14 protein-coding genes are annotated in these 11,347 nt (G+C 55.1%); 6 read left to right on the top strand and 8 right to left on the bottom strand.

Translation table 11 applies throughout. The features are described 5' to 3' along the window. Positions 1–225: 225 nt before the first annotated feature. Positions 226–768 (top strand): gamma carbonic anhydrase family protein, encoded by a 543-nt coding sequence (locus ACYP03_RS21525; RefSeq protein WP_330961666.1) that lies wholly within the window; start codon positions 226–228, stop codon positions 766–768. Positions 769–770: 2 nt separating this feature from the next. Here the strand turns inward: ACYP03_RS21525 and ACYP03_RS21520 are convergent, their stop codons facing one another. From ACYP03_RS21520 to tsaC, 4 genes are read right to left on the bottom strand one after another with little or no spacing between them, the layout of a single operon-like run. Then, entirely contained in the window at positions 771–1,034 is a 264-nt protein-coding gene (locus tag ACYP03_RS21520) for a DUF1488 family protein (protein WP_248144770.1), read from the bottom strand. A gap of 9 nt (positions 1,035–1,043) precedes the next feature. Further along, a complete protein-coding gene (aroE, locus tag ACYP03_RS21515; RefSeq protein WP_459782061.1) occupies positions 1,044–1,883 on the bottom strand; it encodes a shikimate dehydrogenase in 840 nt (279 codons plus the stop codon). A gap of 46 nt (positions 1,884–1,929) precedes the next feature. Beyond that, entirely contained in the window at positions 1,930–2,832 is a 903-nt protein-coding gene (gene hemF, locus ACYP03_RS21510; protein ID WP_248144768.1) for an oxygen-dependent coproporphyrinogen oxidase, read from the bottom strand. Positions 2,833–2,839: 7 nt separating this feature from the next. Beyond that, positions 2,840–3,397: an L-threonylcarbamoyladenylate synthase type 1 TsaC gene (tsaC, locus tag ACYP03_RS21505; protein WP_330961668.1), complete on the bottom strand. Its 558-nt coding sequence runs from the start codon at positions 3,395–3,397 to the stop codon at positions 2,840–2,842. Between the two features lie 197 nt (positions 3,398–3,594). On the opposite strand from tsaC, the gene purE reads away from it, so the two are divergent. Together purE and ACYP03_RS21495 are read left to right on the top strand one after the other, a co-directional pair. Next, positions 3,595–4,083 (top strand): 5-(carboxyamino)imidazole ribonucleotide mutase, encoded by a 489-nt coding sequence (gene purE, locus ACYP03_RS21500; RefSeq protein ID WP_248144766.1) that lies wholly within the window; start codon positions 3,595–3,597, stop codon positions 4,081–4,083. Between the two features lie 2 nt (positions 4,084–4,085). Next, the gene (locus tag ACYP03_RS21495) at positions 4,086–5,207 is read left to right on the top strand and encodes a 5-(carboxyamino)imidazole ribonucleotide synthase (RefSeq protein WP_459782060.1); all 1,122 of its coding nucleotides are present in this window, start codon (positions 4,086–4,088) and stop codon (positions 5,205–5,207) included. 51 nt (positions 5,208–5,258) lie between these two features. On the opposite strand, the gene ACYP03_RS21490 is transcribed toward ACYP03_RS21495, so the two are convergent. The 4 genes from ACYP03_RS21490 to ACYP03_RS21475 are packed head-to-tail and all read right to left on the bottom strand — an operon-like array spanning position 5,259 to position 8,137. Further along, positions 5,259–5,849 carry a DNA topoisomerase family protein gene (locus tag ACYP03_RS21490; RefSeq protein WP_459782059.1) on the bottom strand — a complete coding sequence of 197 codons (591 nt, stop codon included), beginning with the start codon at positions 5,847–5,849 and terminating at the stop codon, positions 5,259–5,261. Positions 5,850–5,881: 32 nt separating this feature from the next. Beyond that, on the bottom strand, positions 5,882–6,355 hold the full coding sequence (locus ACYP03_RS21485) for a DUF494 family protein (RefSeq protein WP_036752600.1): 474 nt from the start codon (positions 6,353–6,355) through the stop codon (positions 5,882–5,884). A 2-nt stretch (positions 6,356–6,357) separates the two neighbouring features. Continuing rightward, on the bottom strand, positions 6,358–7,452 hold the full coding sequence (dprA, locus tag ACYP03_RS21480; RefSeq protein ID WP_459782058.1) for a DNA-processing protein DprA: 1,095 nt from the start codon (positions 7,450–7,452) through the stop codon (positions 6,358–6,360). A gap of 1 nt (position 7,453) precedes the next feature. After that, positions 7,454–8,137, bottom strand: coding sequence for a hypothetical protein (locus ACYP03_RS21475; protein ID WP_459782057.1), 684 nt, complete (start codon positions 8,135–8,137; stop codon positions 7,454–7,456). A gap of 271 nt (positions 8,138–8,408) precedes the next feature. Here ACYP03_RS21475 and def point away from each other — a divergent pair, with 271 nt between their 5' ends. From def to rsmB, 3 genes are all read left to right on the top strand, one after another. Continuing rightward, a complete protein-coding gene (gene def, locus ACYP03_RS21470; RefSeq protein ID WP_459782056.1) occupies positions 8,409–8,918 on the top strand; it encodes a peptide deformylase in 510 nt (169 codons plus the stop codon). 15 nt (positions 8,919–8,933) lie between these two features. Beyond that, on the top strand, positions 8,934–9,878 hold the full coding sequence (gene fmt / locus ACYP03_RS21465) for a methionyl-tRNA formyltransferase (protein WP_459782055.1): 945 nt from the start codon (positions 8,934–8,936) through the stop codon (positions 9,876–9,878). Positions 9,879–10,013: 135 nt separating this feature from the next. Then, positions 10,014–11,312, top strand: coding sequence for a 16S rRNA (cytosine(967)-C(5))-methyltransferase RsmB (gene rsmB / locus ACYP03_RS21460; protein WP_330961674.1), 1,299 nt, complete (start codon positions 10,014–10,016; stop codon positions 11,310–11,312). Positions 11,313–11,347: the final 35 nt, after the last annotated feature.

The following is an 11,347-nucleotide window of genomic DNA, read 5'->3' as shown; positions in this document are numbered from 1 at the left end:
TGCCGCTTACCTTTCCGTACCGAACCGCTTTGCTGCCGTTCCTCCGTGTCGGTGAGGCGGCATTATAGAGAGTTCGATCACATTGGCAATAGCGAATTTGAAATAAATTCGTCATTTTTGTTTAAGCGCGCATTATTCACACAACATCACAATTTTTCGATGGTATAAACACCGGAGAACTCACAAATTCAGTGAACATGCTCCGCAATAACCTGAGGTACAGCAATGCAAAACTCACTTCGCCCTTATCAGGGCATACGCCCAACAGTGGGGCAACAAGTTTATATCGACGCTTCCGCCGTTCTGGTTGGTGACATTCATTTAGCCGCCCACAGCAGCATCTGGCCATTGGTTGCTGCACGCGGAGACGTCAACTACATCAAGATAGGTGAACGCACCAATATACAGGACGGCACTGTTTTACATGTCACCCGTAAGAGCGGTGCTAAACCGGATGGCCATCCCTTAATTATTGGCGATGATGTGACAATTGGCCACAAAGCAATGCTGCATGGCTGCCAAGTTGGGAACCGGGTACTGGTTGGTATGGGTGCTATTCTGCTGGACGGTGCAATGATCGAAGACGATGTGATTATCGGGGCAGGGACATTAGTGCCACCCGGAAAAGTTCTGGAAAGCGGATACTTGTATGTCGGAAGCCCAGCCAAACAGGCAAGGCCGCTCACAGATGCGGAACGCGCCTTCCTGCCGCAATCGGCGGACAATTATGTTCGGCTGAAAGATGAGTATCTGAATGAAGCCGAATGACTTCAATCGATCATCACGTCGCCATCCTGATTAAAATCTTCATCATCAATCAGAGATTCAGCAAGCTCCTCCAAATCGAAGCGACAGCTGTTAAAGGCGGTTAATATAGCCGCCTCATCCGTCAGCACTTCACCGGTCTGCTTTTCTAGCCATGCCAGACGCACCCAGCAACGGATCAGCGCACCGGCCTGCTGCGCAGGAAAACATACCGCCTGACGCTCGCTGTCCCAAGTTTGGATATCAGCGAATAAGATGTCTTGATTCATAGTGACCCACTATTTTACTTGCAGTGTACGACGAAGTTCACGCAATACCTGTTCTGTTCCGGGGCGGATACCCCGCCACAAGAGAAAACTTTCAGCCGCCTGGCCCACCAGCATTCCAAGTCCGTCTATAACTTGACCTGCACCGAGTTCAGCCGCCCACTGGTTGAAGGTCGTTTCCTCCGGCCCATAGACCATGTCGTAACAGACCAGGCCAGGATGAACCAAAGCAGCAGGAATACCGGGGAGTGACTGACTCAGACTGGCGGATGTCGAGTTGATAATCAGATCAAAATGCTGATCAGCAGATAAAGCATCAAGTGCGATTGCAGAAACCTTTCCGTGCGAGGCAAACAACGCGGCCAGTGCTTCAGCTTTGGAAAGGGTACGGTTGGTCACCGTCAGGCTGGCAGGTTCCTGAGCCAGCAAAGGCAGAATCACACCGCGGGCAGCACCACCGGCGCCCACCAGCAGGATGCGCTTGCCTTTCATCTCAACCTGATTGCGCAGCATGTCCTGCACCAAACCTTCACCATCAGTGTTATCACCAAGGATCCCGCCGTCATCCAGCTTTTTTAAGGTATTGACCGCACCCGCCAGACGGGCACGTTCGGTCAGCTGCGTCGCATAGCTAAAAGCCTGCTCTTTAAAAGGAACCGTGATATTGCAGCCACGGCCGCCACCGGCAAAGAACTGACGGGCTGCTGCCTGAAAGCCATCCAGCGACACCAATTGCGCTTCGTATGTCATCTCCTGAGCGGTCTGACGCGCAAACAGCGTATGAATGAAAGGCGATTTACTCTGGGCAATCGGGTTGCCGAACACAACGTATTTATCCGCGTCCTGACTCATGGCTGCAATTTCTTCCTTAACTTAAAGTTGCTTTCTTCTGTCTGGATTACCACTCACGCGGAGTGAGGTAATCGTACAACCGGGCTTCCTGAGAACCCGGCTCTGGCTGGTAACAATACTCCCAGCGTGCCAGAGGGGGCATCGACATCAGAATGGATTCGGTGCGCCCGCCGCTCTGTAAGCCAAACAGCGTACCGCGGTCATACACCAGATTAAACTCAACATAGCGGCCACGGCGATACAACTGAAACTCACGCTCGCGTGAACCGTATGGGGTAGGGGCACGCTTTTCAACGATTGGCAGATAAGCGTCCAGATAACCCAGCCCAACCGCCTGCATGTAAGCAAAGCTTTTCTCAAAACCCCACTGATTCAGATCATCAAAGAACAGACCACCCACACCCCGGGTTTCCTGACGATGCGGCAGGAAGAAATATTTATCGCACCAGGCTTTGTGTGCTGCATAGACATCATCACCAAAAGGAGCACACAGGTCTTTGGCGACCTGATGCCAGTGCCGGCAGTCTTCCTCAAACGGATAGAAAGGCGTCAGGTCGAACCCGCCGCCAAACCACCAGACCGGATCTTCACCCTCTTTCTCGGCAATAAAGAAGCGGACATTGGCATGCGACGTCGGGATATAAGGGTTTTTCGGATGGATCACCAGAGAAACGCCCATGGCCTCAAAACGACGGCCAGCCAGCTCCGGACGATGTGCGGTGGCTGAGGCTGGCATCTGCGCCCCGTAAACATGTGAAAAGTTCACACCACCTTGCTCAAAGACTGCACCATCACGGAGTACCCGGCTGCGACCACCGCCGCCTTCTTCACGATCCCAGCTGTCTTCCACAAAACGGGCCTCACCATCCTGTGCTTCCAGCGCCTGGCAGATTTTATCCTGTAGATCGAGTAAGAACGCCTTCACGGCGTGTTTATTGACGTCTTGCATGCGTATGTTATCCCTGTCGGAAAATTTGTCCTGTGGCAGCATCGCGAATTTCGGACGGATTGTCACGGCCACCCGTCTCACCGTGCAAAATTGTATTCAGATGCGCTCCGAGTTGTGATTCCACTTCCTGCACATTGCGGCAAGGCGGCTCACCGGTCAGATTTGCGCTGGTCGATGTCAGCGGTTTCCCGAACGCCCGGCACAGCTGCTGCACCAACGGATGATCCGTCACCCGGACCGCAATCGTTGAAAACTGTCCTGTCAGAAACGACGGAACACCCGGTTTGGTAGGCATCACCCAAGTGACCGGGCCCGGCCAGGAGGCAAAAATCAGGGCTTTCTGGTCTTCAGTCAACTGGCTGTCATCCACATAAGGTGCGAGCTGAGCATAATCGGCCGCGATCAGAATCAGGCCTTTCTCTACCGGGCGCTGTTTCAATGCCAGCAGTTTGGCAACAGCCTCTGGGTTATCCGGATCGCATCCGACACCAAACACGGCTTCAGTCGGGTAGGCAATCACTTCACCTTGCTCGAGCGCGGTGACGACTTGGCTTAAATTATCCACACTATCCTCAATGTGTTGTCGCCGGATCAATGCGATGGCGATGGCTGATTTTCACTGGCTGCTATTTTAACCGAATCCCAGCGAACTGCACCTATTGCGCACCAGAGCGCGACGCAAACGTTTTCCTTAAGGAAAAATCTCCGTATAATGCGCCGCAAACCCTCTTGCCTGATTAACATGACCCTAAGGAGTTCGGGATGAAAGTCGGTATTATTATGGGCTCAAAATCTGACTGGCCAACCATGCAACACGCAGCTGAAATGCTGGATCGCTTTAATATTGCGTACGAAACCCGTGTGGTTTCCGCACACCGGACTCCACACCTGCTGGCTGAATATGCCGAAACCGCTCATCAGCGTGGTCTTTCAGTGATTATCGCAGGTGCCGGCGGCGCTGCACATCTGCCGGGCATGACTGCCGCATTCACCAGTCTGCCGGTTCTGGGCGTCCCGGTGCAGTCCCGCGCCCTGAAAGGCATGGATTCCCTGCTGTCGATTGTACAAATGCCCAAAGGGGTTGCTGTCGGCACATTAGCTATCGGGGAAGCCGGTGCAGCCAATGCCGGACTCTTAGCAGCCCAGATTATCGGTACCCAGGATGCAACTGTCATGGCCGCTATTGATGCATTCCGTAAAGAACAGACCGACACCGTCCTGAGCCAGCCGGATCCATCTGAGGACGCATAACCATGAAGAAGGTTCTGGTACTGGGCGCGGGTCAGCTGGCCCGCATGATGGCACTGGCTGGTGCTCCCCTGAATATCGAAGTCATGGCCTATGACGTGAATAACGGTCAGGTCGTCCATCCGCTGACACTGGCACCGGTGCTGTCCGGACTGAACAATGCCATCGGTTATGCTGATGTCATTACCGCTGAATTTGAGCATGTACCGCATGATGTGCTGGATGCCTGCGAGGCCAGCGGTAAACTCAAACCCAATGCAGCCGCCATCAAAGCCGGTGGCGACCGCAGGATTGAAAAAGCTCTGCTGGATCAGGCTGGCGTGGCCAATGCCAGATACCAGTTGATCAGCACAGAAGCAGATTTGGCGCTGGCTGCAGAAACGATCGGCCTGCCACTGGTGCTGAAAAGCGCCCTGGGCGGCTATGACGGGAAAGGTCAGTGGCGCCTGAAAACAACGGAGCAGATCCCGGCCATCTGGCAGGACATTGCCGATTTCCTGACCCACGCACCGGAACAATCTATTGTTGCAGAGGCTTTTGTCCCTTTTCAGCGCGAAGTGTCGATGATCGGTGCGCGGAATGCTGCGGGAGATACCGCCATCTATCCGCTGACTGAAAACGTTCATACCGACGGCGTGCTCAGCCGCTCTCTGGCACTGGAAGAGCAGGGGGCTTTACAACAGCAGGCGGAGATGATGTTCAACGCCGTCGCTGCAACCCTGGATTATGTCGGCGTCCTCGCCATTGAGTTCTTTGACGTGAACGGCCAGCTGCTGATCAATGAAATTGCCCCGAGAGTACATAACTCGGGCCACTGGACGCAGCAAGGTGCAGATACCTGCCAGTTTGAGAACCACCTGCGGGCGGTCTGCGATCTGCCTCTGGGCAGCACAACACAGACTCGCAGCACTGTGATGCTCAATATTCTGGGAGAAGATACACTGCCGGCGGCGGTTCTCACCATTCCGGGCTGCCATCTCCACTGGTACGGAAAGGAAAAACGTCCGGGCCGTAAGATGGGCCACATCAATGTCACTGCAGCCAGTCATCCTGAACTGGTGCAGACACTGAACCAACTGGCTCAGATACTGCCTGCTGACAGTTTCCCGGTGGTCCGCCTCGACTAAAGCAAACCCTTTCCCCTGATATGTAAAAAGCCAGCAGAGCTGGCTTTTTCTTTAAATGTCATCCGCCTCAGAGGACGGCATCGTTTCCGGTTCCGACTGATAATGACCGCATTTCCGATCGGCACACTGCAGTTTAGTGCCCCGGGCCAGTTTCTTCTCGATCAGCAAGCCGAAACCGCATTGCTCACAATGGCCGGGAACCGGCTGAAAATTGATCGCAAACCGGCAGGACGGATACTGATCACAGGCATAGAAGCGCTTGCCGTACCGGGATTTTCGCTCAACCAAATGTCCTGTTTTACACTCAGGACAAGTCATGTGGGTCTCTTCGGCCTTCTTCTCGGGCGAAGCCAAATAGTGGCAAGCCGGATACGCACTGCAGCCAATAAACATTCCATAGCGGCCCTGGCGCAACACCAGCTCGCTGCCACAATCCGGACATGGCTGTCCCAGAGGTTTTACGATATGGCCGTCATTATGGTGCAAAGGCTTGATATAATCGCAAGCCGGGTATGCACTGCATCCCAGAAACGGACCATGTTTTCCGTGCCGTATGAACAGAGCCGCCCCGCATTGTGGGCAGGGCGTCTCATTGTGAGCAGGGTGAGTTGAAAACAATTCAGGATTGATCTTACTGGCCATACGTCAGGCCTTATCTCCTGTGAAAGTGGCGATTAATGCAGATAGCCGTCTTCTGCGCCGTACAGCAATTCTTCCATCTGGCTGTAGGCACTTTCGTTACCTGGTGCATTAAAGAGCACCATCAGAATAATCCACTTCAGATCATCGAGCACGAATTCGGCAGTTTCCAGCTCCATCACCCGGTCAATGACCATTTCGCGCGTTTCAGAGCTCAGCACATGGATCTGCTCAAGGTAGGTCAGAAAACCACGGCAGGCGACGTCCAGACGGTTCATCTCTTCCAGGGTATAAATACGGATTGATGTGACCGCACTGGTATTCATGTACGGTGTGTGGTCTGTATCCTGTAATGCCGCGAGTTTCTCCAGCCAGGTCAGAGCCTTATAGATATCTTCCTGATGAAAGCCCGCACGCAGCAACTCTTCAGACAATTCGTCCTGATCCACCATTAACTCAGCGTCGCTGTGAATATAGGTTTCAAACAGGTACATGAGTATATCCATCATGACTAGCCCCTCCTCGTTCTGATATAGCCACCGGGCACTGAAGTGACAACCCCTTGCAACTCTAACTCCAGCAGTTGCGTCATGACCTCATGAACTGGTTGTGCACAGCGTTCAGCAACCACATCTACGGGTGTTGCTTCATTGCCTACGTTAGCCAACACCGCATTAAATGGCAATTGCTCATTTTCAGGATGTGGCAGCGATACGCTCAATTGACTACTTTTTGCACAGCGGGTGAGTATCCCCACCTCCTCAAAGATATCGACCGGACTTTCCACCAGTTTAGCACCGGATTTTATCAAGGCGTTACAACCTTTGCTTCCGGGTGCATAAATCGACCCGGGCAGGGCAAAAACATCGCGATTCTGCTCCAGCGCATAGCGGGCCGTGATCAGCGAACCGCTCTTCAGCGCGGCCTCCACCACCAGCACGCCCACAGACAACCCGCTGATGATTCGATTACGGCGGGGAAAATGTTGCGGTCGCGGCGGCTCAGACGGCCAGAACTCTGACACCAGCGCCCCCTGTTCTGCAATTTGTGCCGCCAGTTCCCGGTGCCCGGCAGGGTAAATCCGCCCAAGACCTGAGCCCAGCACAGCCACCGTAGCCCCGCCGTTTTTCAGGGCACTGTGGTGGGCATGTCCATCAACACCCAGAGCCAGACCACTGGTCACCACATAATCAGCTGCAACCATGGCCGCGGCAAAATCCCGCGCGGCTTCCCGGCCGTCCAGACTGGCAGAGCGGCTGCCCACGATCGCCAACTGGGGTTCACTGAGCCAGCGGAGATCGCCCCGGATAAATAAAACCGGGGGCGGAGAGCTGATTTCTTTCAACAATCCGGGGTAAGCCGGATCTGTCAACACCAGCAGATGCTGATTCTCCTGCTCACACCAGCGTAAGGCTTCACTGAGGCGCTCTGGCTTCGGATGTCTAAGCAGAGCTATCTGCGATGCTTTCAGCCCCAGAGACAACAGTGCCTGCTCCGGCATGATCCGTAGTTCAGACACATGGCCGTGCTGTAACAGCCTCTCGATACGCTGTCCGCCCAGACCAGGTACGGCTGCTAAGGCCAACCAATCTTCAAGATGGCTCATCTCAGTGCGCAACCCAATGTGCCACATCGCCGGACCGGATCGGCCCCTGACTCCGGATCACCCGGGCCAGGCTGAACTGCTCCGAGGTATTCTTCACTTCAATCTCCGCCACCAGCGGCCGCCCCAACAAACCACGTTCAATCCGCCAGTATTGCCCCGGAACTAAGCCGTGCCTGGCCCCCCGGTCCAGTACCAGCCAGTCATCCGGAGCCAGATACGTGCGCGCCTGCAGTCCGCCAAGGACACGAACAGAAGATGGAGGGGTCGTGTCTGCTGCCTGCGGAAGCAATGCCGCTAACGACAGCAGACGATCACCCGGACGAACTTCCTGCAGCCAATCTGTCATCAGAAGACGGCTGCCTTGTGCATCGCTGTCCGTCACCCTTACCCGGGCCACCGGCAGCATCCCCCAGACATCGGCGGTTGAATGAGAGTCCGGAACCATATCACTGAACGCCCGGGTCGGGCGGAACACGCCCCATTCGCTCCCTTTCGTCAGGATTTCCCTGACCAGCAGCCCATCATCACCAGCCAGATACCGGCGGCTGCTCAGCACAGGGACAATCCGCGGTGCCGCATCCAGCTGCGCCGCAGAGATCAGCCGGGCCTGTGACTCAGGGGATGCCTGCAAGTCACCAGCCCATAATGCCAGACAAAGAACGCCAATCTGATCCAGTTTTCTCATCTTACTTTTCCTGCTTCATCATCATCGTGCCGCAGGATGTCAGAGCTTTTTTCCGCTCGTCACCTCAGTCACGCCCCAGATCATTGCGGTTGCGGCTGGGGTCGCGCTTTCGGGTCATCATTTCAGCCCGCTTTCTTCTTTCTAACGGTCCGCCTCACAGCTGACAGCGCAACAGGGCCGAACGGCAAAGCTGTTCATTAAGGTCGAAAATGACTAGAATTAGAGCAAATACAGTTATTCTCCTTTTATATCTCTATTTTTACGGGAATCTATGTCTGTTCTAAACGTGTTAACTTTCCCTGATGAGCGCCTGCGCACGGTTGCTAAACCCGTCGAAGCGGTCACACCAGAAATCCAGAAAATCGTCGATGACATGCTGGAAACCATGTATGACGAAGATGGTATCGGTCTGGCGGCCACCCAGGTGGATTTTCATCAGCGAATCGTAGTCATTGATATCTCGGAAGAACGCAATCAGCCGATGGTGCTGATTAACCCTGAAATTCTGGAAAAACGCGGCGAAGACGGTATCGAAGAAGGCTGTCTGTCTGTGCCGGGCGCCCGTGCCCTTGTGCCGCGTGCTGCTGAAGTCACCGTTCGCGCACTGGACCGTGACGGCAAGGAATTCACCTTCGAGGCCGACGACCTGCTGGCTATCTGTGTGCAGCACGAGCTGGACCATCTGGCCGGAAAACTGTTCGTCGATTACCTGTCGCCGCTCAAACGCCAGCGCATCCAGAAGAAACTGGAAAAAATGAAGCGTTACCAAGAGAAAGTCTGATCAGCCGAGGTTATCTTGAGTCAACCCTTACGTATCGTATTTGCTGGTACACCTGATTTCGCCGCCCGTCATCTGGCGGCGTTATTGTCTTCTCAGCATGAAGTCATTGCCGTCTACACCCGTCAGGACCAGCCTGCCGGTCGCGGTAAAAAACTCACGGCCAGCCCGGTCAAAAATCTGGCGCTGGAGCATCAAATTCCTGTTTATCAGCCGAAGACCCTGCGTGACGAAACAGCCCAGCAGGAGCTGGCAGCGCTGAATGCCGACATCATGGTCGTGGTAGCCTACGGATTGATCCTGCCGAAAGTCGTGCTGGAGACACCGCGTCTGGGCTGTATCAATGTACACGGCTCAATTCTGCCGCGCTGGCGGGGTGCAGCACCGATCCAGCGCTCAATTTGGGCCGGCGATGCTGAAACCGGTGTCACCATCATGCAGATGGATGAAGGGCTGGATACCGGCGATATGCTCAATATCGCCACACTGCCAATTGAATCGACCGATACCAGCGCGACCCTGTATGGCAAGCTGGCTGATCTGGGTCCGCAGGCACTGCTGACCTGTCTGGATGATATTGCGGCTGGCCGGGCTGTGCCTCAGAAGCAGGACGACGAGCAGGCCAACTATGCTGAAAAGCTCAGCAAGGACGAAGCAAAAATCGACTGGTCGATGGATGCCGCAGCGATTGAACGTTGCATTCGAGCCTTCAACCCATGGCCCATGAGCTTTTTTGAAGTAGCGGAGCAAAACGTCAAAGTCTGGCAGGCCGAAGTTGAAGCCGATAACCAGGGCCAGGCAGCCGCCACGATTTTATCTGCCGACAAGCAGGGCATTGTTGTCGCGACCGGCAAAGGCGCGCTGCGACTGGTCCAGCTTCAGCCACCGGGTAAAAAAGCCATGGCGGCCCAGGATTTGCTGAACTCCCGCCGCGAGTGGTTTACGCCGGGTACCGTGCTGTAATCTCCGGTTTCGGATCATCATCAGCCAGTGAACAGAATATCTGACTGTTTCACTGGCTTTTTCTTTCGCCGCTCCGGCGGCAGGATGGCAGTCAAACCACTGGCATCCGGTAGTCATCAAGTCAGGAACACATTCATGAATGTAAGAGCTGCTGCGGCCCAGGTGATATATCAGGTTGTAGATCAAGGCCAATCGCTTTCGACGGCCCTGCCTGCGGCCCAACAAGAGATCAAACCCCGCGACCATGCCCTGCTGCAGGAAATCTGCTATGGCGTGCTGCGCTGGCTGCCGCGTCTGGAATCGGTGACTCAGGCACTGATGGATAAACCGCTCAAAGGCAAGCAGCGGGTCTTCCACCACCTGATCCTGGTCGGTCTCTATCAGCTGAGTTTTATGCGGATTCCGGCCCATGCTGCGGTGGCAGAAACCGTGGATGCGACCAAAACCCTGAAAAAGCCTCAGCTGCGCGGCCTGATCAACGCTGTACTGCGTAATTACCAGCGCCAGCAGGAGACACTGGATCAGCAAGCCATGAGCCACGATGCCGGCAAATACGGTCATCCGGGCTGGCTGCTGAATATGTTGCGGGCTCATTACCCGGAGCAACTGGAAGCCGTCACGTCCGCCAACAATACCAAAGCGCCAATGTGGCTGCGGGTCAATCGCCGTCACCATACCCGTGACCAGTACCAAAGCTTGCTTGATGCTGCAGAGATCAGTGCCGCTGTTCATCCGCAGGCAGGTGACGCCCTGAAACTGGCCAGTGCCTGCGATGTCCAGCAACTGCCGGGCTTTGCCGAAGGCTGGGTGTCCGTGCAGGATGCTGCAGCCCAGTTAGCGGTCGATTACTTGCAGCCGAAGGCCGGCGAGCTGATCCTTGACTGCTGTGCCGCACCGGGTGGTAAAACCGCGCATATTCTGGAACGCGAACCGGGAGCCCGTGTGGTTGCGATCGACAGTGACGACCACCGCCTGCTGCGAGTCAAAGACAACCTGCAACGCCTGAAGCTAGACGCTGAAGTACTGTGTGCCGATGCACGTTTTCCGCAACAATGGTGGCAGGGGGAAGCGTTCGATCGGATCCTGCTCGACGCTCCCTGCTCAGCCACAGGTGTTATCCGTCGTCACCCGGATATCAAATGGCTGCGGCGGGCCGATGACATTGCCGCACTGGCAACGCTGCAGGCCGAAATTCTGGATGCGATGTGGCAGCAACTGAAGCCGGGCGGCACACTGGTTTACGCAACCTGCTCCATCATGCCGCAGGAAAACCGTGAACAGGTACTCGCCTTCCTGGCCCGCACCCCGGATGCAAGTCTGGCGGCTCGCGAAGACAATGGAAGCGACACAGCGCCGGGACGCCAGATCCTGCCCGGTGAATCGGATATGGACGGCTTTTATTACGCCGTACTGGAAAAACGTCCGTCAGTGTGAGTGACAGGGTGAAAGAAGCAGCATTGTTGACAAAA

The organism is Photobacterium sp. R1, assembly GCF_054600795.1.
The sequence above is the reverse complement of the archived record's forward strand: the minus strand, read 5'-3'. Positions and strand labels throughout refer to the sequence as shown.

What these genes read in the sequence shown, in the direction of transcription:
- ACYP03_RS21525 (WP_330961666.1), top strand. Translation starts at nt 226, where the DNA reads ATGCAAAACTCACTTCGCCCTTATCAGGGCATACGCCCAACAGTGGGG.
- ACYP03_RS21520 (WP_248144770.1), bottom strand. Translation starts at nt 1,034, where the DNA reads ATGAATCAAGACATCTTATTCGCTGATATCCAAACTTGGGACAGCGAG.
- aroE (WP_459782061.1), bottom strand. Translation starts at nt 1,883, where the DNA reads ATGAGTCAGGACGCGGATAAATACGTTGTGTTCGGCAACCCGATTGCC.
- hemF (WP_248144768.1), bottom strand. Translation starts at nt 2,832, where the DNA reads ATGCAAGACGTCAATAAACACGCCGTGAAGGCGTTCTTACTCGATCTA.
- purE (WP_248144766.1), top strand. Translation starts at nt 3,595, where the DNA reads ATGAAAGTCGGTATTATTATGGGCTCAAAATCTGACTGGCCAACCATG.
- ACYP03_RS21495 (WP_459782060.1), top strand. Translation starts at nt 4,086, where the DNA reads ATGAAGAAGGTTCTGGTACTGGGCGCGGGTCAGCTGGCCCGCATGATG.
- ACYP03_RS21490 (WP_459782059.1), bottom strand. Translation starts at nt 5,849, where the DNA reads ATGGCCAGTAAGATCAATCCTGAATTGTTTTCAACTCACCCTGCTCAC.
- ACYP03_RS21485 (WP_036752600.1), bottom strand. Translation starts at nt 6,355, where the DNA reads ATGATGGATATACTCATGTACCTGTTTGAAACCTATATTCACAGCGAC.
- dprA (WP_459782058.1), bottom strand. Translation starts at nt 7,452, where the DNA reads ATGAGCCATCTTGAAGATTGGTTGGCCTTAGCAGCCGTACCTGGTCTG.
- ACYP03_RS21475 (WP_459782057.1), bottom strand. Translation starts at nt 8,137, where the DNA reads ATGAGAAAACTGGATCAGATTGGCGTTCTTTGTCTGGCATTATGGGCT.
- def (WP_459782056.1), top strand. Translation starts at nt 8,409, where the DNA reads ATGTCTGTTCTAAACGTGTTAACTTTCCCTGATGAGCGCCTGCGCACG.
- rsmB (WP_330961674.1), top strand. Translation starts at nt 10,014, where the DNA reads ATGAATGTAAGAGCTGCTGCGGCCCAGGTGATATATCAGGTTGTAGAT.